The organism is Bradyrhizobium zhengyangense, assembly GCF_022012435.1.
Classification (GTDB): Bacteria; Pseudomonadota; Alphaproteobacteria; order Rhizobiales; family Xanthobacteraceae; genus Bradyrhizobium; species Bradyrhizobium zhengyangense.
On the sequence record NZ_JAKLUA010000011.1, the window covers coordinates 1 to 22,881 of the forward strand.

Genomic DNA, 22,881 nt, shown 5'->3' on the forward strand with positions numbered 1-22,881 from the left:
ACGCGATCTGGATACAGGCTCTTGTAGAGAACTGCAGGAACCAGTCGTTGTGATGCCAAGGGAGAAGTTCAAGCGGCGCACACCGCGAAGCAAGCTGCTGCTCGACGACATGCACGCCTGGCTGCTGCGCGAGCGAGAAACCCTCTCGCGCTCTTCCGAGGTCCTGAAGCCTATGAATTACATGCTCAGGCGCTGGGCCGACTTTGCGCGCTTCCTCGACGATGGCAGGATCTGCCTCAGCAACAATGCCGCCGAAAGAGCGCTGCGGCATCGCCTTGGGAAGGCGCAATTGAACCTTCGCCGGCAGCCTGCGCGGCGCCGAACGCGCCGCCATCATGCTGACGATGATCACTACCTGTCGTCTTAACGATGTCGATCCCAAAGCCGGGCTTGCCGACGTCCTCGCCCGGATCGTCGATCTTCCCGCTTCGCGTCTGCACGAACTGCTGCCCTGGGAATGGAAGCTCCCGCGCCAAGCCGACGAACCTACCGATCAGCAAGCTGCCTAACCTTCACGCAGCGCTATCATAGCGCTACCCGGCCCCCGCGCGCATGCGTCAATCAGGCGACCTTCGTCGTCTTTCAATTACCCACGAATGCTTTATTCGATTGCGGTAGCCCTGATCGAAAAATCTTGAATCGGATGAATCGCTTGTGATTCATTGTCGAGCACCTGAATCGCGACGGCGAGGTGCCTTGATGTGTTCAAGTGGAACGACATCTCGTTGGTCGGCCGGCCCGGATGGTCGCCAGGATGATGGTGATGAAAGCGCCGTCGAACACTGGACGGAGCGCGAGATCGACAAGACAGCTTTCAAGGATGCTCGTCTTGGTCAACGATTTGGCGAGCTGTTGAAGCAAATTGGTGACGGTATGGGCGGGAGCATACCGTTCGCGCGTCAGGACTGGGCGAACACGAAGGCGGCCTACCGCTTCTTCGCCAACGAGCGCGTGGAGGAAGCCGACATCCTCAGCGGCCACTTCGCCGCCACACGCGCACGTTACGATGATTGTACAGGCCCAATTCTCCTCATTCAGGACACGACGGAATTCTCCTATCAACGCGCGAACACGAGCGCCATTGGCCTAACCAAGAGCGTCAACAGCGGTCGGAACAAGGACGGTCGTTGGCGCCATCACACGGTCTGCGGAATGCTGATGCATTCCAGTCTCGCTGTGACTGTCGAGGCTTGCCGCTGGGATTGGCGGCGGTGAAGTTCTGGACACGAAAAAAGTTCAAAGGCAGGGCGCAGCTCAAGAAGAAGATCAACCCGACCCGCGTTCCGATCGAGAAGAAGGAGAGCGTTCGCTGGCTCGACAATCTCAGGCAATCGATCGAGCGGCTCCGACAGCCGGAGCGTTGCATTCATATCGGTGACCGTGAAAGCGACATCGACGAATTGTATTGCCTGACGCAAGAGCTTGGCGCTCACTTCCTTGTCCGCGCCTGCGTCGATCGGCTGGCAGGCGATGGCGGTCATACGATTGCAACCGAGATGGAAGAGACCAGCGTCAAAGGCTTGCATTACATCGACGTGCGCAACGACAAGGGCGAGACGACGAAGGCCGCGCTGGAAATCAAGTTCAAGCGGATCGCGGTCTTGCCTCCCATCGGGAAGCAGAAACATTATCCAGCCCTCGACCTTACTATAATCCATGCCACTGAGCGCGGTACGCCAAAGGGCCGTAAACCGATTGAGTGGAAGCTCATCACGGACCTAGCCGTCCGCAGGCGCTCGGAGGCAATCGAGAAGATCAACTGGTACGCCATGCGGTGGAAAATCGAGGCGTTCCACAAGATCCTGAAATCGGGTTGTAAGGCGGAAGACTCAAAACTCCGGACCGCGGAGCGACTTGCCAATCTAATGGCAGTCTTCTGCATTCTCAGCTGGCGCGTCCTCTGGCTCACCATGCTCAATCGCCTCGCCCCAAACGCGTCACCGAAGCTCGCACTGACAGACACCGAGATCGCATTGCTCGATCAACTCATCAGCGGCGCCAGCCATCGACGATGTCGGCCTGGAACCCTTGCATTTTATCTTACCAAACTTGCACGATTAGGGGGCTACTTGGCCCGGGCAGCCGATCCGCCACCGGGAAATGTTGTCATCTGGCGCTGTCTCTCGAGACTCACAGATATCAAACTCGGTGCCGAAATTGCAGCGGCTGGAAATGTGGGTAATTGAAAGCTTCGTCGTATGCGTACCTTACATACGAGATTGTGACGTTAGGTTTGCGTTCGCAACCACTTGCGTACGGTAGTAGCGCATGCTGTTTATCGCAACGGCGACGTTCGCCTGACGTTCGGTGCCCGCCAAAGTCTCCGAGCACGAGACGAGACGGGTACTGCTACGTATGTGAGTCTTGTATTGGAGAAGAGCATATGCGGCTCAATATCACATGTCTAACGAGACTGTCTTCCTTGCTTTTAGTGGCAAGCGTAAGCACGACAGCGAAGGCCGGCGAGCCTTCTGCAAAATATGTAGACGTGCTAAGTGCCCTGCGGGCCGGCAAGGTAGTAACGCTAATACTAGATCTCGATCGTTGCACAACCGTTGATGGCGGTCAGCCCGGACCAGCCATGCAAGGTGGTCTGATTATCAGCGCCTTCAGGGTTAGCGCGCAGAACGGAATCAGCTTCGCCAATGTGCATCAAACCTTGGACGACTCAGGACACCCTGTTACCGAATACATCCGCCACAGCCTTAACCGCGAAGGCAAGCTCAAGGTAAAGGCCTCAAAGTTGGTTGCTGGCGCGGCCGAAGCCGTGATCCAGGGTGAATTTGTCTGCGAGCTGCCAGACGGCGCGAAGTTCCTTTGGTAAGGGCAATAGCCGCCGTCGAGGGGCCGAGCTGCCGTTCGGCATCGGCCACCCGGGGCGTCAGCAAAGAAGCGCAACAGAGATCGTGATCGGCGCGATCTCAAGAGATTTGCTGACCGGAGCAGATGAGAACGTGGTTTGCAGCTCGACTTACCCGTTCGGAGTCGACTGCCGCTGACTGGTCGCAAGCCGGAGACGCGAAGAGCCTCGCCATCACAAAGGCCGAGGTGTGGAGCAGCCAAGAAATGAAAGCTCAATTGCGCTCGAGTTGAGCTCCGCGTTGTTACCATTTGGCTAAGCGTCACCGAGTCAACCTAAGGAAGTTACGGCTGGAATGAAGAACGTTTGGATTATATCGGCGATCGTCCTCGCCCTCGCGCTGGCGGCGACGTCTTTCGTCTACGTCGCAAGACAGCATCTCAACGCCGATGCACTCGGAGCCGGACCATCAAGTCCTTGCGTCGGCGACCCTAATGGATGTGAAGATCTTGCTCCATATCCATTTGGCCAGTATGTTTGCAACAGTTACCCGGGGGCGTGCCGACACTAGGGGGGCCGCTTACGCAGAACGTTGTGGTCAGAACGTCGCGAGTGCCGGGCCAGTGCGCCTTGCACTAGGCGGCGCAAGGCGCCATGCTAAACGTTCGCAGGAGTATATATCCCGAGATGGTAGTCAGGCTCACGACATGGGTGATGGAACTCTCTCGGGGAAAACTGCTGGTCGAAGCCGGCCTCATCGCTCCAAGCGGTAAAGGAATAGATTGATCTCATCGTCATGGCAGGAATTGATTGTAAGACCGCATGTCCGTCTCTGCCGGTGGGGTCGTTCGCCCTACACTGCGTGTCCGAGGTTGCTTAGGTCCGAGCCGAGGCGCCGTGGCGGATTATAGGGAAGCATTTGTTGGAATCGTGTCGCCAAACTGAGAAATGCCGTCGCGATTGCGGAGGCAGGCTGGGAGGGAGGGGTTCGCTTCTTCGGTGAAGTCGATGCTTCGGACGTTAACGTGCGCCGTATTGTATTATAGTGTGGATTCGCCAGCCGGTTTAATCGCATCCACTTCTGTTACGAGGCCGGCCCGACGGGCCATGGCCTTTATCGTCTGATCCAATCGCTCGGCCACGAATGCACGGTGGTGGCGCCATCCACCCTGATCGCCGCGCGACAGAGAGAGCTCGGATCGTCGCCGAGAGTCTGTTGCCCGGTGCTCAGGTGTCCGAGGTGGCGCGCAAGCACGGAGCGACGCGCTGGCAGATCTACGATTGGCGAGGGGGTTGCGACAGCGAGACATGTTGCCGCCGTGCGAAGCGTCGCAGCCGACATTCGCGCCGCTGGTCGTGGAAGGTGCGTTGGAGGAGCGTCAGGTTCCGGCGATCAAGCTTGAGATCGCGATCGGCGATGTCGTGCTGCGGACGGATATGGCCATTGATGCCGAGCAGCTGTCCCGGGTAATCCGTGCGGTGCGAGCGTCACGATGATCGCGGCTGGTGCGGATTTGCAACGCGGCCGATCGACTTCCGCGGCGGCCATGATGGGCTTGCGACGGAGGTGCAGGAGATGCTTCGTCTCGACCCGTTCCTCGGCGCGGCCTTCGTGTTCCGATCGAACCGAGGCCAACGATTGCGGACGGCGTGATGCGGATGTCGCGGGCGATGTTCGCGGCCTTTTTCGAGGGGCTGGATTGGAGGTTAGTCCGTCCGGAAGAAGCACGGCGCCCGCAGGCGGCGGGACAACTGCGGCAGAATGACTCGAAAGCTACTTTGAACGTAGCAGGCGCGGCCGCGATATGCTCGAAATAGCGCATGAGCATCGCGGCGCTGCGCGACGATCCGCGCGATCGAGGCGTACTTATTGTCGATGCTCGTGCCGCCAGGCGAAGGTCGATCTGGATGCGCTGGCCGGAGGGGAGCGTGGCCGTGTCGTGTTTTAGCGCGGCGCAAAGCAGCGACGCGAACACAGTCGGGATCAATACCGCCCTGCCGCAAGGACGATTCGGAATGGACACTCTGATTGACATGAGCACTGGTGGTCATCAAAGCGAATGTCGTGATCTGGGCCGACCTATGGCGTTCATGAAAGCGGGGGATAGTCCAAGCAAAGCGCCCAGAACTTGCTGGGCTTGACTTGACGTTCCAAGTTCGCTCGTTCTAATTTTGTTCTCCTGGGGTCCGATTCTGCCGGTCCGTCCCTTTTCAATGACAACAGCAGCGCCACGATCCGGCCAGGAACCATGCACGAGATCATCTGTCCCCACTGTGACAAGGCCTTCAAGGTTGATGAAGCCGGTTACGCGGACATCCTGAAGCAAGTCCGTGACGCGGATTTCGCTCAGCAGCTCCACGAACGGTTGGAGCTGGCCGAGCGTGACAAGCAGAGCGCCGTTGAATTGGCCAAGGCCCAGGTAAGCAGCGATCTGCAGAAGACCACGGCTGCTAAGGACGCTGAAATCCAGGAATTAAAGTCCAAGCTTGAGGGGAGCGGCGTTGCCCAGAAGCTCGCGGTTGCTGAAGCGCTCAGCGCCGTCGAAAAGGAGCGGGATAGACTCGCGAACGCGCTAGCTGAGTCCGAGCGCGAAAAGAAGGCGGCCTCGGAGCTTGCTGACGCGCTCCTGGCGAGCGAGCAGCACAAGATTGCTACTGCCAAGGAAAGGGAGATCCAGGATCTGAAGGCGAAGGTTCAGGCAGTTGAGCTTGAGAAGAAGCTCGCCGTGACTGAAGCGGTAGGTGCCCTCGAAAAAGAGCGTGATGAGCTGAAAAGCGGCATCAGTCGAGTACAGCTCGAAAAGCAGCTCTCCGAGCAATCGTTGAAGGATAAGTACGAAACCCAGATCAAAGATCGCGACGACGCCATCGAGCGTCTCAAGGATATGAAGGCCCGCCTCTCGACCAAGATGGTGGGCGAGACCCTCGAGCAACACTGCGAGACTGAGTTTAACCGGGTCCGGTCGATGGCTTTTCCGCGCGCTTATTTCGAGAAGGACAACGACGCGCGGACCGGCAGCAAGGGCGATTACATTTTCCGCGACTCGGACGAGGCAGGCACTGAAATCATTTCGATCATGTTCGAGATGAAGAACGAGAGCGATAAGACCGCGACGAAAAGCAAAAACGAAGACTTTCTCAAAGAACTTGACCGGGATCGCATCGAGAAGGGCTGCGAGTACGCTATCTTGGTCTCATTGCTTGAACCGGACAACGAGCTTTACAATGCCGGCATCGTCGACGTCTTCCACCGCTACCCAAAAATGTATGTCATCCGGCCGCAGTTCTTCCTGCCTATGATTACGCTCCTAAGGAACGCGGCAGTCAATTCGCTGAAGTACAAAACCGAGCTTGCGCTCGTGAAAGCGCAGAATGTCGATATAACCCAGTTTGAGAACCAGCTCGAATCGTTCAAAACCGCATTCTCAAAGAACTATGATCTTGCTTCCCGGCACTTTCAGACGGCTCTTACGGAGATCGACAAGTCGATCGATCATCTGCAGAAGACGAAGGATGCCTTGATCGGTGCGGATCGCAACCTGCGTCTTGCCAATGACAAGGCACAGGACGTGACGATTAAGAAGCTAACTCGGGGCAATCCGACAATGGCTGCGAAATTTGCGGAGCTTAAGAGCGCGCCTGCCGAAGCCGCGGAGTGAGGCGGTCGAAGTATTGAGTCTGCGCGTAAAATCGTGTTTTCGAATTCACGATGTCACGGCCTGACTGAAGAAGGCGGGCCGTTAGCCGAAGATATGACCAAAAACAAGGCGACGATTGCCGCAATGGCGGCCGGCGGCGCGGTCGCAATCACATTGTCCTTAACTTGTCGTCCGTTAAGAAGCCGATTGTAGCGATGAGCGGTCGCTGGCGGCCGCGATGAAGGTGGTCAGGATCAGGCACCAAAGAGCCCTCAGCCAGGCGAGGACCCGGCGGAAGTTGTGACCGACGGCGGAGAGGATGACGTTAGCCGCATCGCCGGGGCGGCCTTTGAGGTAGCATCGGCCGAGGTGACCATCGGTCTTCAGGTGTCCGATGATGGGCTCGATGGCGGAGCGGCGGCGCAACTCGCGCTTGATGACACCGAAGACGCCGCGCTTCTGGCCGGAAATGAAGACGCGACGAGGATTTTGCGCGTCATGGCCGCGGTATCCCTTGTCGACATAGGCCCGCTCGATCGCACAGCCGGTGAGTGTCTCGGTGCGGTCGATGACGTCCCGCAAGGTGTGACCGTCGTACGGGTTATCGGGTAGCGCCCTGGCGTGCAGCACGAACAGGCCGCCTGGAGCACGGCGGTTGTTGGTGACGATGGAGGCTTTGACACCGAACTCGTAGGGTGCGGCGGCCTTGCCCTTGCCGATGCACTCGACCTCTGGAGCATGGAAGGAATACAGCTTCCAGCCGCGCTGGCGCTGCTGCTGCGAGCGGATCTGCGAGGCCCTGCCGAGCGGCAGGGCGAAGGCGTTCTCGAGCACGGCCTGACCTTCGATCTTGCGGCGGATATCGCGGATGATCCGGCCCAACCGGCTGCGCAGGATGCGCAACTGCCGCTGATGCCGCTTGAATTGCTTGGCGTGGGCGTAGCGTCCCGCCATCATCGCCGCGGTCTTGGCAATGCGAAGATAGGACTGCCGCAGCTTGACCCCGTGCTTCCTCGCCAGGCGGTTGAGCCCCTTGATTGCCGCGTGCAGCAGCTTGGCATCGGTCGGGAAGGTGATGGCCTTTGGCTGCACCGTGGTGTCGACTGTGACCCGCTTGAGGTCCTGGCTGCGTAACGCGCCGGCCTCGTGCGCCACCCGCAGGCTCTCGGCCAACAGCAGCTCCAGCTTGTCGCCGAGCCGCTTGCGCCAGTGGCTCAGGTCCGAGCGCTCGTGCGGGAAGGCGTGCTGGAAGAACTCTTCGCCGGTGAAGTACTGGAAATACGGGTCGTGGACCCAGCGCTCGCACACCCCCTCATCGGACAGGCCGTAAATGTGCTTGAGCAGCAAGAGCCCGATCATGAAGCGGGTCGCGATGCCCGGCCGACCGTTCTCGCTGTAGAGCGGCGCGATCTCGCCGTCGATCCAGTCCCAGTCGACCTTGCCGGCGAGCTGAACCAGCTCGTGCTTCATGTTGATGATCTGGTCCAGCCTGGCCCGGAACAGATCGCCCGATCCCGTCGCTTTGGGCTTCTTCGGTCGCATCGCCACCTCCGATGCGAGGACGGAATCATGACTGGCGATTCGATGGAATCCTCAAAACGAAATTGCAGGGTTCCGATGCCCGAAGCATCAAAACCCTGCAATCCCAAAACAGGCAACAACGAATAATGCGATCCCAGCTCAGTCGTTTAGCCGCTCTTCACGGACGACTAACTTTTGCGACGAACTGCGCGAGTAGCGGCTTGAGGTGCGTACCCTGGGCGCCCGCAACAACCGACCTACTTGAGCCCTGAGCAGAACCGCTGAATGCGTGCACAGGCATCAAGGAGAACCTCGGTCGAGGTCGCATAAGACAATCGGAAATTCGGCCCCTGGCCGAACGCGGCGCCATGCACGACCGCGGCGCCTTCCTCCTCGAGGAGTGCCGCGGCAAAATCCTCGTCGTTCCGGAGGAACTTACCGGAGCGGGTGCTCCTTCCGATCGCGTCTGCACAGGACGGGTAGACGTAGAAGGCCCCGTCGGGAACCGGGCATTTGAGATGATCCGCCTCGTTCAACAACGACACGACGAGATCGCGCCTCTCCTTGAAGACAGAACGACTCTTGGCAATGTAATCCTGCGGGCCGTTTAGCGCTTCGACAGCCGCCCATTGCGCGATCGAGCAGGCACCCGACGTCTGCTGGCTCTGCAGCTTTTCGAGCTCCTTGATCAGCCTCTCGGGCCCACCCGCGTAACCGATGCGCCAACCGGTCATCGCGTAGGATTTCGAGACGCCATTGACCGTGAGGACTCGGTCGCGGAGAGCCGGCTCGACCTGCGCCATGGTGGTAAAGACAAAATTGCCGTAGGTGAGATGTTCATAGATGTCGTCCGACAGCGTCCATACGTGCGGATGCCGGACCAGCACCTCGGAAAGAGCCTTCAATTCATCGCCGCTGTAGGCGGCACCGGTCGGGTTCGACGGCGAGTTCAGAATCAGCCATTTCGTGCGCGGTGTAATGGCCGCCTCGAGCGCCGCCGCGGTCACCTTGAAACCGTCAGACAGACAAGTTGGCACAAAACTGGCCTGCCGCCAGCAAACAGGACGAGATCCGGATAGCTGACCCAATACGGCGCGGGAATGATGACCTCGTCGCCCTTGTTGAGCGTCGCAAGGAGCGCGTTGAAGATCACGTTTTTGCCACCCGTCCCGACGATGGTTTCGCTCGGCTTGTAGTCGATCCCGTTCTCCCGTTTGAACTTCGCGGCAACTGCCTCCCGCAGCGCCGGCACGCCGGGCGTACCTGGGTACTTGGTCTCGCCCCTATCGATCGCCGCCTTGGCGGCCTCCTTGATGTTGTCCGGCGTATCGAAGTCGGGCTCCCCGACGGAGAGGAAGACGACATCACAGCCGGATTTCTTCAGTTCGCGCGCCTTGCGCGTGACGAAGATAGTGGCGGAGGGTTGAATGCGCTCGAGCGCGTCGGACACGAATGACATCTTGCTTTCCTGGAAAAATCCTTTGATTAGGGCGCTGACGATAGAATCAGCGCCTCTCTTTCGCGTAGCGTTCCTTGGTCGCATCGTTCGGTGGATATAGACCGTCGAGCAATGCTCCCGCCTTCACCTGATCGTAGACCCACTCCTCGAAGCGATCTTTCTCGAAGGCTTCGACCGCAACGGCTTCTGCGATCGCGGCCGGCACGACGACGGCACCGTCGTCGTCCGCAACCACGATGTCGCCGGGAAATATCGTAACGCCGCCGCACGCCACCGCGACCTGCGTGTCGGCACAGAAGAACTCGGACGGCGAGGGCGGCGCGGTGGTGCCGTCCGCCCAGATCGGCCAATTGAGTTTCTTCATGCCGACGAGGTCGCGTATCGCTCCGTCGGTGACAAGACCTGCGATGCCTCGCGTCTGCATCCGAGCGCAGATGATGTCGCCGAACACGCCGGCCGACCGCAGCCCCATCGCATCCACGACCACCACGGCGCCGGCGGGAATCTTCTCCATGACCGTGCGCGGCGACGTGGGGCCGGCTACGGCCATGGTCGTCGTGATATCTTCGCGCGCCGGCACAAAACGCATCGTGTAGGCCGGCCCCGCGATGCGCTTCTGCCCTTCCACCAGCGCCCGCGGTCCGCGCAGCGAGACACGGGCGAAGCCCTTCTGCCGAAGGACAGTCGAGACGGTCGCGACGGCCGTCTTTTCGAGGGTTAGCAGGGCCTCAGTCGAAATATTCGTCATCGCCGCTCTCTTTCGATCATGAAGCTTCGCGGTCGCGGTGGCCGTAAAGACGAGCGGCCGCTTCCTGCGACAGACGTCCTTCGAAGACGTCCCTCTCGATCAACGCCGCCGGTCGTTCCTTCGGGTTGCCGAGACCACCACCGCCGGGCGTATGGATCACCAGCCGGTCGCCCGCCTCGATCGTCTGAAGCCCCTTGCCGGCGATCGGCCGTCCGGACGCGAGGCCGACATAGCCCGCCCCGCCGTTCTCGCCGCCCAGGCGTCCTCGCGCCGGATTCTTGACGCGCTCGAAGGCGGCGCTGAGCCGGAACGCGGTGCCGTCGGCGTTCTCGACCTCGATGATTTGGCCGAGACCACCGCGCGTGCGCCCCGGACCGCCGCTGTCTATGCGGAGCTCCTTGCGCCAGAACACGAAGGGGATCTGCGTTTCCGCGATCTCGATTGGCATGCACTGGATGCCCGTTGGGAACGCTGTCGCCGACAAGCCGTCCTTTGTGAAGCGGGCTCCCATACCGCCGCTGGTGGTAACCGTCAACGAGTAGTTGCGCCCCTTGCGCTCTCCGACTGTGAAGGTCCCGCGCAGTGCGATATTCCACATGCACGAACTGCCCTCGGCGGGGATGCGCTCCGGCAGGATTTGCAAGAGGCAGCCAAACACCAGATCCGGCAGCATCTGGCCGATCACGTGCCGCGCTCCGACGGGCGAGGGCTTCCTGGCGTTGACGATGCAACCCTCCGGCGCGAGGACCTTCAACAGGGACAGAGATCCGGCATTGTTGGGAATGTCGTCAGCGATGGCGCAACTGATGGCGAAGGACGTGTAGGCGGTCGCGTAAGTCAAGGGAACGTTGATGCCCTTAATCACCGCGGGGGCGCTGCCGGCAAAGTCGACAACGATGCCGTCCTCGTTAATCGTCAGTGCGGCCCGGAGCGTCAGCGGCTCGTTGTAGCCGTCGACGATCATCTCGTTTCTCCAAGTTCCCTTCGGAAGCGACACGATCTCCTTAAGCACCGCTTGGCGGGAGCGCTCGAGAATGAAGTCGGCGAGCTCCGAAAGATCATCGAGGCGAAACTCTGTCATTGTCTCTTGAAGCCGCCTGACGCCGACATCGTTGCACGCCGCGAGCGAGTAGGTATCCCCGATGGTGTCGACCGGAAGCCGCGTGTTAGCTTCGATCACCGCCATGAGCGTCTCGTTGACCGTGCCGGCGTCGATTAGCTTGATCAACGGAATGTAGAGACCTTCCGCAAATACGTCCGGAGCTTCAGTCCCCGCGCCCAGCCCGCCAATGTCCATGAGATGGCTGGTGCAGGCGAACAGAGCGACACACTTGTCTTTGTGGAAGCAAGGCGTGACAACGACGAAGTCGTTGAGGTGGCCGGTTCCGAGCCACGGGTCGTTGGTGATATAGGCGTCGCCCGGCTTCATCGTTGTGGTCGGAAAGCGACCCAGAAAGTGTTTCACGGACTCTGCCATCGTGTTCACGTGGCCCGGCGTGCCGGTCACGGCCTGCGCCAACATCCGGCCGTAAAGGTCGAATACGCCGACCGAGACGTCGCCGCAGGCGCGGACTAGTGGACTGAAGGCGGTGCGGATCAGAATCTGCGCCTGCTCCTCAACGAGGGCCAGCAGACGATTCCAGAGGACTTGATGGTGGATCGCGGAATTTAGATTTCGGGTTTCGACCGCCTGTTCCGAGGCGGCGATCCGCTGCATGACGATGCTGCCGTCCCCGTCGATGGAGGCGGAGAAGCGTGATGTGATGAAGGTCGTGGTCTCGTCCTCCACGATGAGTGCCGGGCCGCGGATGGTCAATCCATTTGCCATCTGCGAACGATTGTAGGCGGGGACAACGATGGACTTCGAGGCCGTGCCATCAAAGACCTCGCGCACGCCTGCATCCGATGGCTCGCCGATGTTCCAAATGAGAGCTGTCGGTTCGACGGATTTGCGCGTCGTCGAGACAGTCACCGACCAGCTCAGGACCTCGATGGCAGCGCCCGGAATGAACCGGGTGAAGAGGCGTCCGTAGAGATCCTCAAACCATTCGCGCAGCACGGTGCCCGTCAGAGGCTTGGACCGGTCCGGCAGGACAACCGAGATTTCATGACCCTGGCCCACGTAGCGCATGTGCGCCACGCAACGCTCGACGAGCTCTGCGCCCTCGGTCTTCACCAGGGCGATGGTGTCGGCCGCCAAGGCGTCGAGAAAAGCGCCGATCTCGGCTGGATCGACGGAAGCGAGATTGACGTGCTTGCTCCGGATCAGTTCAAAGGAGATCGGCGCCTCTAGGAATCCGACCGCCGAGCCGACGCCCGCGTTGCGCGGCACGACCACCTTGCGGATGCCGACCTTCTCGGCAACCCAAGCGGCGTGCAGTGGGGCCGCACCGCCGAATGCGATCATCGTATAGTCGGCGATGGGCTCGCCGCGTTCGGCTGCGTGCACGCGGACCGCGCTCGCCATGCTTTCGCACACGGTCTCGGTGATGGCGAAGGCCGCCGTTTTGCTCGAAAGGCCGAGCTTCTTGCCAACGGCGGCGTCGAGCGCACGGGAGGCTGCCTGCGGATCGAGTTGAACTCGTCCGCCCGCGAACGCGCCGGGATCCAAGAGCCCTAGCGCGAGGTCGGCGTCGGTCACTGTCGCCCCGGACCCACCACCCGGGTAACAGGCCGGCCCCGGCTGCGAGCCCGCGCTCTGCGGACCGACGGTGACCCTGCGGAGCCGGTCGACGCCTGCGATGGATCCGCCGCCCGCTCCGATCTCGACGAGCTCGACGGCTGGGATCCGCAGCGGCAGCCCGCTGCCCTTCATAAAGCGGTGCGTCCGGTCGACCTCGAACGAGTTGGCGGTGACCGGCTCGCCGTCCTGAATTAGGCAGACCTTTGCGGTCGTACCGCCCATATCGAAAGAGACGACCCGCTTGTCCCCAAGCCTGCGGGCGCGCTGTGCGGCGTAGATCGCTCCGCCCGCGGGGCCGGACTCGACCAGCCGGATCGGATAGCGTTTGGCGGTCTCGATGGAAGTCAGACCGCCTCCGGACGTCACTAGGAAAAGCCGACCGGTGAAGCCCGCTGCCGTGAGCGCCGCCTCCATCCTTTCAAGATAGCCGTTGATGAGCGGCTTCACGTAGGCGTTGGCGGCCGCTGTTGACGTGCGTTCGTACTCCCGGATTTCCGGGCAGACGTCGGACGACATTGTGATCGACAGGTCGGGCATCTGCCCGGCGAGGAAGCGCGCGGCCTTCCGTTCATGCTCCGAATTCGCATATGAATGCAGGAAAGCGATCGCCACGCTCTCGACAAGGCTTTTCCTGAGTTTGTTGACGATTTCGGCGAGCTCCGCGAGATCCAGTTCGAGCTTGACGTCGCCCTTTGCGTCGATGCGCTCGGCCACGGTGTAGCGGCGCTCTCTGGGTATCAGCGGCAGAGGCTTGGTTAGTTGCAGATCGTACTGGTCGTAACGCCCCTCACTGCCGACTTCCAACACGTCGCGGAAGCCAGCGGTCGCGATTAGTGCCGTCTTCGCGCCTTTACGTTCGAGCACCGCGTTCGTCGCAAGCGTCGTGCCATGGATGAAGACGTCGACTTTCGAGAAGTCGAGGTTGACCGTCGCGAGAAGCTGCTTCGCGCCGTTCATCAACCCGACCTCGGGCTGCGCAACCGTAGTGAGGACCTTGCGGGTGACCCTGCCGAAGGGGCCATCGAGCACCACGTCGGTGAACGTGCCGCCGATGTCAATGGCAAGGCGGGTTTCGATCTTCTTGGTCAAGGAATGTCTCCGACAGATCCGGTGCTCATATGAGAAGCGACTTCAATGATTCCGCTTTCCGTCCGCACAATCCGACGAAGCGGTCGAATTCGTCATTGGTCAGCGTAGGCGATTTTTTGCAGTTGAGATTAAGCGTTCCGAAGATCGAGCCGTCGTGCCGATACAAAGGGAACGCAACTGTGCGCCATCCCATGACGAACTCGTCTTCCATCACGCTGTAGCCGCGTTTGCGCGCGGCCATGATCTCGGACTTGATGACTGCTTTATCGGTCTGCGTCGCCTCTGTCTGTGCGACCGGCTTCAGTTTCGCCAAGTAGGAGGTGAGCTCGTTTTCGGTCTTCTGGCCCAGCAGCACGCGACCGGCCGCGGTGCAGTAGGCGGGAAACCGCGTGCCCACCCCTAGCGATCGCGACATCAGTTGTTCGGGCATCGTGTAGGCGACGACGAGCACCTCTGCGCCGTCGAGGACGCCGACCAGACAGGATTGTCCTGTGATCCGCGAGAGCTCTTCACAGGCAGGCTGCAGCACCTGGGCGTGACCGCCGCTCGCAAGGTAGGACGTCGCAAAACGGACGACCTTTGGCGTCAGCCTGAAAGTACGACCCGAAGTCTCTGCATAGCCAAGCGTGGTCAGGGTGTGCAGGATCCTGCGGACGCTCGGCTTGGGAAGATCCGTCGCCCTTGCCAGATCGCTGATAGTCGGAGGCTCGCGATGATTGCCAAGTGTCTCGATGACGCTCAGGCTGCGCGATAGCACTTCGAGGAAATCGGGCCCGCGGCCCGCTGCCTGACGTCTTTCGGTGTCTTCGGCTCGCAACTTCGTCATATTGCATTCTCCGCGGCTGGACGGAAGCCCCGGGTCTCTGCCGCGTCGGCTACGACGATCTGCGGCGTGCAGTGATTCGGCAGGTGCCTGCATGGGTCGAAGCTGACGTCTGACAACCAGCCAAAGTCCATTTTGCGCTCGTGGCGTTCTACGAGATTACGGAGTTCACTCCTGGCGGGTTGTTGAGTTTCAGTTAATAACCAGGCCAAGCCGCGAGACAAGACTTGTCCATGCTTCTTGCGTCGCGGCGACCTCGGAGGCGGCATCACGACCAACGCTTGGCTTGCCGACGACGAAATTCTGCTTCATGATATTTTGCATCGCGCTGGTTGAAACGATCTTGGTAAAAGTCTTCTCGAGGATATCCGTTATCTCCGCGGGAAGCTTTGCCGGACCAAACAGGCCAATGAAGCCGCCTCGCCAATCGAATTCGGCAGGATAGCCCAGGTTCTTAAATGTCGGAATGTTTGCAAAGCCGTCGACTTCATCGGGCGATAGCATCGCCAAAGCTTTGACCGTACGGGCCTCGATTTGAGGCGCTATCGTGCTCATCGTGCCCATTGCGCAGGCCACTTGGTTACTCAACAGATCGTTGAGCATCGGCGCTTCGCCCTTGTAGGGCACATGAACCATCTCGAGCTTGTTATAGTCGGAAAATAGCTGCTGAAAAGCATGGCTCGTGGTGCCGGCGCCAAAAGTGCCGTATGCAAGTCTTTTGCCGCGAGCGTAGGCGACAAATTCTTCCATCGTGTTGGCGGGAGACAGGGCGGGGACCACGAGTGGCATCACGGTCCGGCCGAGCGAGCCGATCGTCGTGAAATCGTCCACCGCATCATAGAGTTTCTGGGCGGCAACGGCCGGCGCCTGTACAAGGCTCGACGAATTGAAGAGCAAGGTGTGGCCATCAGGGTTAGCGCGCGCGACCTCTAAAGAGCCAATCATGCCCCCAGCTCCCGCGCGGTTATCCACGATCACCGTCTGGCCAAGCTCGGTCGAAAGGGTTTGTCCTAGCGACCGAGACAGCACGTCGACAACGCCGCCGGCAGGGAATGGGCAGACCAACCTTATCGTTCTGGTCGGATAACTGGCAGACCGGGCAAAAGGCGCATTGGCCATGACGGCCGTCCCAATAACGCCGACGTGGAATAACCGTCGCGTAATCATGCTGTCTCCGCTCGTACGTTCAGCGTACATTTGTACGTAGTGGAGCACAGATTGCACGAGATCGTCAAACTCTAAAAACGTCGTCCCGTGCCCGCCCTGGTATGCCGACGTCGCCCGAGAATAGAATCTCGGAATCCATTTCCAGGATGAAGAGGCTGAGCGAAGTATCGAGATTACGCACAGTCCTCGCGCGCATGCCGACCTCCGCGCTGTTGGTAGGAGCGGCGATAGCGCAGCTTCTTCGCCGGTCGCTCAGATGCCGACACGATCTCGCTACAATTCCGGGATGCTGACGGAGAGGTTTGCGATGCGCCAGTCGCGTGCGGCCGGCGACAAGCTGTTCGTCGACTGCGCTGGCGACCGCGGGGGTGATCGAGGGATTCGCCGGCGAACGGCGCACCGCGCCGACATCGCGAAAGCGATCAACTTGCTGCTGAACCGGTGGGCCGCGTTCACCCGCTTCCCTCACCAACAACGCTGCTGAACAGCGCGAGGGTGTCGGCCGGCAGATGAAACTCGACCTTCGCCGGCTCAGACGCCGGTAATCACCGTGCTAGAGGGCGTCTACACGATCATCGAACCTGCAAGATGACCGATGATGATCCCAAAGCGTGGCTCTCGGACGTCCTGCGCGGCTACTTGTGCGTCCAGCCAACAGAGTCGCCGACCAGCTGCTGTGGAATTGAAGGCCTCTCAGCAAGCCATCGTCGCTCCCTGACGAGCGTTACCTGCGCTATCTGGGGTCTTCTGGATGCGCACAGAAAAATCACAGCAACGACGCATCAAAGAGCGGCCCCAGCGGAGCTTTCGATATCCGCCGATGCTTGCCTGAAGGCGCTCGCACGCTCTTTTTCTTAGATTTGCGACGTCTCCTTCAATGGCTTCGTCATCGGGAAGTTCAGTTCCGATAGCTTAAAAGGCCAAGATGAGTAGTTGTAGCAGAGCCACGTCTGAAATCCGCGGGCGAGATCGCATCATGAGCTCAGACCCGATAGCGTTGACACATCGCCAAATGATAGTATTATGCACTACTACCATCATCTTTGTGGAGCCTTTCGATGACCTCTGTGTCGACCCCCCAGCAATCTGAGGCCCTCATCGGCCTAACGATGCGTTTCGCTGAGCACGTTGCTTTGCTCAAGTTCGAGGAAATTCCCGCTGACGTCAGCAACAAGGCGAAGCTGATCCTGCGCGATGGCGTTGGTAATGAAATTGCTGCATCCGCTATCAGCGAGCCAGCAAATAAAGTCATCGAGCTTGTCAAAGAGTGGGCCGGCACGCCGCAGAGCACCATCATTGGCCATGGCATGAAAGTGCCGACGCCCAATGCTGCGCTCGTTAATGCGATGATGGGGCACGGAATCGAGCTGGACGACGCGCATGGCTCTGGATTGATAAAGGCCGGTTCCGTTCTCGTTCCGGCAGCCTTTGCAATTTCGGAACTGTCGGGCGCTTCAGGTAAAGACGTCCTCACGGCGGTTGTTGCAGGCTATGACGTGGCAATCCGAATCGCGAAAGCGATCAATCCCGGTCACCGCCAGCGCGGTTATCACACGACTGGAACCGTTTCAGCCATCGGTGCTGCTGCTATGTGCGCGAAGCTTCTGGGCTGCAATGCTGAACAGATCGCCTGGGCCATCGGATTGGCTTGCATGCAGTCGGCGGGCATTCAGTCATATCTCGACGATCCTTGCATGGCAAAACCCTTTAGCCCCGGTAAGTCCGCCTTTAACGGCGTTCTCGCGGCGATCATGGCGAGCCGCGGCTTCAGCGGTCCTAAGAAAGTGCTAGAGTCGCGCGAGGGCTTCTTGAATGCCTTCACGGACAGTGTCCGCCTCGACGACTTGCAAGACAACCTCGGCAAGCATTTCGCGATCATGGAAGTCGGATTCAAGCCACATGCGGCGTGCCGATATGCCCACGGCCCGATCGACCTCGCGCAGGATGCGTTCGCGCTCGACGGCGTGCGTCTCGACAATGTCGATCGTGTTACCGTTCATATGAGCGAGCTTGCGATTCGTCAGGCGTCAAAGCCAAAAGTTACCAACCTCAATGCGGCGATGGGCAGCACGCAATTTAGCATCGCGCTGGCGTTGGCCTCCGGAAAGAATGGCCTGAAGGAATATTGGGACGGCTACAAGCAGGCGGCTGTCCACGAGGGCATGGGGAAGATCGAGTTGCAGAAGGAGGCGGCCTATGGACTGGGCGGACGTCAGGCTCAGATCGACATCGCGCTGAAGAACGGCAAAGTCGTGACTCGCAGCTCCCTCGAGCCGAAGGGTGAACCGTCCAATCCTCTCACCTCCGACGAGCTGGAAGCGAAGTTCTTGGCGATGACGACTATGGTGATCGAAGAGAAGCAAGCACGTCGAATCAGCGACCTCATGATGTCGCTCGAAAAGCAACCCAAGGCCGATGTCGTTCCTCAAGCTGCCGTGGTGGATAATGGGCCGTCGCTTCGAGCAGCATAACGCAAACGTCGATCCGGTCATGCCGTCCGCAATGAATGCGGGCGGCGGAGATCAAATCCCGATCCGCTGCACATTTATGCGCGGGGGATCCAGTCGGGGGGGCGTGTTCCTGGACGACGATCTGCCGCAGGATGAAGTCCAACGGGCTGCCGTCCTGCTCGCGGCGTATGGATCGCCGGACGACCGCCAGATCGATGGTATCGGTGGCGCAGATCCACTGACCAGCAAGGCCGCCGTCGTGAAGTTGTCGTCGCGCCCGGATGCCGAGATCGAGTATACATTCTACCAAGTCGGCATTGATAATCCTTCGGTTTCGACAGGTGGCAACTGCGGTAACATGCTTGCCGCGGTCGGGCCGTTCGCTATCCGTCGCGGTTTGATCGATGCGGTCGAGCCAGAAACGATTGTGCGGATATATAACACCAATACTCGGCAGGTCGTGGTATCCCGCATTCCGGTTCGCGATGGTGAGCCGCTGTCAGACGGCGACTGCGCAATCGCCGGTGTGCCCGATACGGGGGCGCCGATCCGTTTAGATTTCGGCAATTGTGCCGGCGCCGTATCAGGCAAGCTATTGCCCACGGGGCGCGCTCGCGAAGCTATATCGATCGATGGCAAGACCATTGAAGTGTCACTGATCGACGCGGCCACACCATTCGTTTTTGTCAACGCGGTCGATGTCGGGGCAGTCGGCACCGAGTCGCCGGACGCGCTACGCATCAACGAAATGCTAATGTCCCGCTTGGAGCAGGTTAGGGGATGGGCGGCTGTTAAACTCGGTCTGGTGACAGATCAAGCCGAGGCCCGCACCAAAAGCCCAAACATTCCGCGTGTAATAATGGTCTCGCCGCCGAGGTCCTATTCGGCTATTGGTGGCCATGAGGTCGCGGCATCGGACATCGATATCTGCGTTCGGCAGCTCGCCATGCAGCGCCCCCACAAGGCGCTCGCCGTCACCGGTGCGGTGTGTACCGCAGTGGCCTGCTCGGTCCCGAACTCGGTAGTTGCGGCAGCCATCGGCAAGCCGTTGCAGAACGTCCGACTTGGCCATCCGAGCGGCGTGCTGCGAGTAGCCTCGAGTATCGCTCAGGGAGCAAGTGGCCCGATCATCGAGAGCGCGCAAATCGAGCGTACGGCACGGATCATTATGGATGGGGCCGTGTATATTCGCCGACGGAAGTTTGAGGAGCTGGCCGCTGCTCTGGCCAGAAAGATAGCTTGATGAGTGAGATGCAATCGCACGACGATGGCTTTGTTCCCCCCGCGCGCCAGGGGAAACCCCGCAAGCGAGGGATGACAGCGGTTATCGACTACGGTCCGGACGGCTTCGGTTGGACGGGAGAGCGAGGCGTGGCCGATCTGCTTGATTGCGCGGCCGAGTATATCGACTTCGCCAAGATCTATGCGATGAACGCACTGCTTTTGCCAAAACCGGTCGTGCAGCGGATCGTCAAACTGTACCGCGACTCGGGAGTGAACTGCTATTCAGGCGGCATTCTGTTCGAATATGCTTATCAGCGCAACGAAATCGATCGCTTCAGTAGTCATCTGTGTTCGATCGGCTTCACTTCTCTGGAGATTTCGGAAAATTACATCACGCTGAACGACAACGAGCGTCTTTCGTTCATCGAGCGCTTTCAGCGCCTTGGGCTTTCGGTTATCTACGAATTTGGGCGTAAGAACCCCGAGCAGCCGATGCGGATGGAAGAACTTGAAGGTCTCGTCACTTCGTTAACCAATCGAGGCGTCGACCATATTATCGTGGAGCAGTCCGAGATAGACATGGCTGCAAAAAGCGCGCCCGATCTGCTCAAGGCGCTGGCGGCCGCGCCTTGGTTCGAACGAATTTTGATTGAGGCTGATCCGTACCGCTACCCAAAACAACATGTCGGCCTGCTGCAGGATTTCGGCCCGGATGTCAATCTTGCCAATATCGCGCCCGGGCAGGCCCTGAGACTGGAGGGTTTGCGTCGCGGGATAGGTCGCGCTGTCAATTATTCCATTCTCGCCGAGTGATACGCTTAAGTCACAGCATCACTGCGAACAAAGTTCAGCGACGGCAAATGCGGCGCGCAGGAAATTGACGTTGTTTGCAACGTAGGGCCGAGTCCTCGGCGCATGAAGGTGGCGACGTGCTCTATCGTCGCCGCCATTCCGTGCTCCACGCTTGAATGCGTTAGGCTTAGTCGCCAGCTCGGCAGATCGCGCTGTGGTTATCTCCTTGCCAGCCAGGCTGTAGATCGTGTTATTGTCGGGTTTGGCCTCTCGCAGCATGCCGTCCACGATCTGACGTACGCACTCGGAATCTGCGGCGGCCAGCCGGTTTGACTGCGCGCGCAATGGGTGGCGGTCAGCTGCGGAACTTTTGCGAGTTCGTCCCCGTTTGCCAGATAGTGTGCTGGCCGTACTAGTGTCTCTGCACAATTATTATGACTCTTTGGAAGTGTCGGGATAGGCGCGGCCCATTTTGGCGCGGGCCCTGTCTGTCGTGAACATCCATTTGATGCGGGAGCGTGCGGCATTCCTCTGGCGTTCCCAAATGGCGATTTCGCGGCGCAGCCGCTTGGGGTCATCGATCCTGCGATCGAGGCACTGTCCCCGCAAGACGCCGATCTCGATCTCGACCATGTTGAGCCAGCTTGCGCGTTTGGGGGTGTAGTGGAACTCGAGCCGCCGCAAGATCCGTCGGGCTTCGGCAGGCGGGAACGCCTGATAGAGGGCGCCGGCAGAATGAGTCGATAGATTGTCCTGGACGACCCGGATGGTCTCGGCGTCGGATAATGGATGTCGACGAGCTCGCGCATGCATTGGGCGTAGTCTTCTGCCGCGCGCCGCTCGGTGACTTTGACCTTGCGCCAGGGACGATGCACGTCAAGCAGGACGAAGAGACTGACCGTACCGTTGCGACGATACTCGTAATCGTAACGTTTGAGCCGCCCGGGCTCGGCCGGGATTGGCTAGCGCGCCTCGCCGATGAGCTGCACCGGGCTTTCATCGAAGCACACCACCGGCCGCTCGGGATTGGACGGCTTGGCGTAAAGATCCAGCACGTCCTCCATGCGGGCGACGTATTCGCCATCGATCTGCGGAATGCACCACATGTCCTTGCGCCAGGGTTTGAGGTCATTTTCGACCAGGCGCCGCCGAACCGTCTCGTGCGACAGGCTCTTGTGCTCGGTGAGCTTGACCAGCGCACCTGCCAGCAGCTTGAGCGTCCAGCGGGCACGGCCCTCCGGCGGACCGGCACAGGCGGTGGCCACCAGCAAGGCTTCTTCCTTGCCCGTGAGTTTGCGCTCCGCCCCGGGACGCGGCTCTTCGCTCAGCGCCCGCTCCAGATTGCGTTCCACGAAGCGTCGCTTAGTCCGGTACACGGTCGAGCCGCCCACGCCGACACTTCTGGCGATCTCCTCGTCGCCGACCCCGGCATCGGCAGCCAGCAAAATCTGCGCTCGCTTGAGCTTGCGGGACGCATGCTTGCCGCCGCTGAGCAGGGTCTTGAGTTCGGTGCGCTCGACTTGGCTGAGTTTCCTTGATCGAGGCACGCACGTACAACTGAATCGGATGGCCGGCGTGAGTCCTTCGGCAAAAACCTTCACGCCCAAACAGGGGCAATACCTTGCCTTCATCCACCTCTATACGCGGCTGCACCGCAGGGCCCCGGCGGAAACCGACATGCAAGAGTATTTTCGCGTCAGCCCGCCTTCGGTTCACCAGATGGTGCTGACTCTGGAACGAGCTGGCCTAATCAGACGGCAGCCAAGGATACCCCGCAGCATCGAGGTCCTCGTTGATCCCAAGAGCCTGCCGGAGCTAATCTGACCGCCGGACGCGCAACACGTCAAAATCACTGTGCAGAGCCACTAGACCTTCCGGCTTTTTGGCTTCTCGTCGCAATGAGACGCGCTTGATCTGCGAGATTTGAAGCGCAACATTCTGAACTCGTCGACATGGCGGGAGATGTAAAGCAATTTGGAAACCAGGACCAGCAACCAGCGTTTGATATCATGTGAGATCTCGATCATGCTTTGATCTGCGACGAATGGCGCAAGACGCTCTTAGAAGCCAGCTGCGCTCTGAGTTAGCTCAGCAAAAATTGTATCGTACGCTTCACATGACCAACCGAAGTTGCTTTCCGTTTTAACAATGGGAATGCCGATGGGAGCATATGCATTGTGCTGGCGCTTACTCACGCTGCCGTCAAGGGACAGGGCGAGGTCAGCGGTACCGCACTTTGGCCGATAGCCCGCGGCCCTCCCATGGCCGAAGCGGTTCGGTTTCTTTGCCAGGATATACGACAATGCAATAGGGCGCATGCACTAGACACCTTCGAGGTTTCGGCAACCCCCTTCCGCATTGATAATGATGCGAGCAGAGCCAGAAGCAGGATCGCCCGCTTGCTCAACGCTCCTGTCGCTTCGCTGGCTGCGCAAGCACCCTTACAGATCCTGACCGCACTGATCGCCGACGTCTGCCTGTCCGGTT

General features: G+C 59.8%; 15 protein-coding genes and 5 pseudogenes. 13 read left to right on the forward strand and 7 right to left on the reverse strand.

What is annotated here, in order from left to right:
• Positions 1-82: 82 nt before the first annotated feature.
• From L6637_RS27940 to L6637_RS27970, 9 genes and pseudogenes are all read left to right on the forward strand, one after another.
• A pseudogene (locus L6637_RS27940) lies at positions 83-509 on the forward strand (IS66 family transposase); the annotation flags it as partial.
• Between the two features lie 190 nt (positions 510-699).
• The gene (locus tag L6637_RS27945) at positions 700-1,215 is read left to right on the forward strand and encodes an IS4/Tn5 family transposase DNA-binding protein (RefSeq protein WP_232995591.1); all 516 of its coding nucleotides are present in this window, start codon (positions 700-702) and stop codon (positions 1,213-1,215) included.
• The gene (locus tag L6637_RS27950; RefSeq protein WP_237866325.1) at positions 1,191-2,186 is read left to right on the forward strand and encodes an IS4 family transposase; all 996 of its coding nucleotides are present in this window, start codon (positions 1,191-1,193) and stop codon (positions 2,184-2,186) included. Before L6637_RS27945 ends, L6637_RS27950 begins: the two co-directional genes overlap by 25 nt.
• A gap of 197 nt (positions 2,187-2,383) precedes the next feature.
• Positions 2,384-2,824 carry a VirK family protein gene (locus tag L6637_RS27955; RefSeq protein ID WP_128929705.1) on the forward strand — a complete coding sequence of 147 codons (441 nt, stop codon included), beginning with the start codon at positions 2,384-2,386 and terminating at the stop codon, positions 2,822-2,824.
• Between the two features lie 873 nt (positions 2,825-3,697).
• A pseudogene (locus L6637_RS43030) lies at positions 3,698-3,966 on the forward strand (IS110 family transposase); the annotation flags it as partial.
• Positions 3,945-4,043: pseudogene (locus tag L6637_RS27960) on the forward strand (hypothetical protein); the annotation flags it as partial. The pseudogenes L6637_RS43030 and L6637_RS27960, both read left to right, overlap by 22 nt.
• A 65-nt stretch (positions 4,044-4,108) precedes the next feature.
• Positions 4,109-4,297, forward strand: coding sequence for a hypothetical protein (locus tag L6637_RS27965; protein WP_232995589.1), 189 nt, complete (start codon positions 4,109-4,111; stop codon positions 4,295-4,297).
• The gene (gene tnpB / locus L6637_RS42825) at positions 4,275-4,454 is read left to right on the forward strand and encodes an IS66 family insertion sequence element accessory protein TnpB (protein WP_128929704.1); all 180 of its coding nucleotides are present in this window, start codon (positions 4,275-4,277) and stop codon (positions 4,452-4,454) included. Before L6637_RS27965 ends, tnpB begins: the two co-directional genes overlap by 23 nt.
• A gap of 595 nt (positions 4,455-5,049) precedes the next feature.
• Complete coding sequence (locus L6637_RS27970) at positions 5,050-6,459, forward strand: DUF2130 domain-containing protein (RefSeq protein ID WP_128929702.1); 1,410 nt, start codon at positions 5,050-5,052, stop codon at positions 6,457-6,459.
• Positions 6,460-6,633: 174 nt separating this feature from the next.
• Here the strand turns inward: L6637_RS27970 and L6637_RS27975 are convergent, their stop codons facing one another.
• From L6637_RS27975 to L6637_RS28000, 6 genes and pseudogenes are all read right to left on the reverse strand, one after another.
• Positions 6,634-7,980, reverse strand: coding sequence for an IS5 family transposase (locus tag L6637_RS27975; RefSeq protein WP_128929701.1), 1,347 nt, complete (start codon positions 7,978-7,980; stop codon positions 6,634-6,636).
• 236 nt (positions 7,981-8,216) lie between these two features.
• Positions 8,217-9,418, reverse strand: a pseudogene (locus tag L6637_RS27980) (pyridoxal phosphate-dependent aminotransferase).
• Positions 9,419-9,464: 46 nt separating this feature from the next.
• Positions 9,465-10,166 carry an RraA family protein gene (locus L6637_RS27985; RefSeq protein WP_128929700.1) on the reverse strand — a complete coding sequence of 234 codons (702 nt, stop codon included), beginning with the start codon at positions 10,164-10,166 and terminating at the stop codon, positions 9,465-9,467.
• Positions 10,167-10,182: 16 nt separating this feature from the next.
• Positions 10,183-13,938: a hydantoinase B/oxoprolinase family protein gene (locus tag L6637_RS27990; RefSeq protein WP_128958244.1), complete on the reverse strand. Its 3,756-nt coding sequence runs from the start codon at positions 13,936-13,938 to the stop codon at positions 10,183-10,185.
• Between the two features lie 25 nt (positions 13,939-13,963).
• Positions 13,964-14,857 carry an IclR family transcriptional regulator domain-containing protein gene (locus tag L6637_RS27995; protein ID WP_128929699.1) on the reverse strand — a complete coding sequence of 298 codons (894 nt, stop codon included), beginning with the start codon at positions 14,855-14,857 and terminating at the stop codon, positions 13,964-13,966.
• A gap of 96 nt (positions 14,858-14,953) precedes the next feature.
• Positions 14,954-15,880 carry a Bug family tripartite tricarboxylate transporter substrate binding protein gene (locus tag L6637_RS28000; protein WP_164933830.1) on the reverse strand — a complete coding sequence of 309 codons (927 nt, stop codon included), beginning with the start codon at positions 15,878-15,880 and terminating at the stop codon, positions 14,954-14,956.
• 355 nt (positions 15,881-16,235) lie between these two features.
• On the opposite strand from L6637_RS28000, the gene L6637_RS28005 reads away from it, so the two are divergent.
• The 4 genes from L6637_RS28005 to L6637_RS28020 all read left to right on the forward strand — a co-directional run bounded on the left by L6637_RS28005 (position 16,236) and on the right by L6637_RS28020 (position 20,415).
• On the forward strand, positions 16,236-16,412 hold the full coding sequence (locus L6637_RS28005; protein ID WP_164933831.1) for a hypothetical protein: 177 nt from the start codon (positions 16,236-16,238) through the stop codon (positions 16,410-16,412).
• 574 nt (positions 16,413-16,986) lie between these two features.
• Positions 16,987-18,399 carry an MmgE/PrpD family protein gene (locus L6637_RS28010; protein ID WP_128929697.1) on the forward strand — a complete coding sequence of 471 codons (1,413 nt, stop codon included), beginning with the start codon at positions 16,987-16,989 and terminating at the stop codon, positions 18,397-18,399.
• Complete coding sequence (locus L6637_RS28015; protein ID WP_206733161.1) at positions 18,344-19,621, forward strand: 2-methylaconitate cis-trans isomerase PrpF family protein; 1,278 nt, start codon at positions 18,344-18,346, stop codon at positions 19,619-19,621. Before L6637_RS28010 ends, L6637_RS28015 begins: the two co-directional genes overlap by 56 nt.
• Positions 19,621-20,415 (forward strand): phosphosulfolactate synthase, encoded by a 795-nt coding sequence (locus L6637_RS28020; RefSeq protein ID WP_206733162.1) that lies wholly within the window; start codon positions 19,621-19,623, stop codon positions 20,413-20,415. Before L6637_RS28015 ends, L6637_RS28020 begins: the two co-directional genes overlap by 1 nt.
• A 411-nt stretch (positions 20,416-20,826) precedes the next feature.
• Here L6637_RS28020 and L6637_RS28025 read toward each other — a convergent pair.
• Positions 20,827-21,941 (reverse strand): annotated as a pseudogene (locus L6637_RS28025) (IS630 family transposase).
• Positions 21,942-22,881 lie beyond the last annotated feature (940 nt).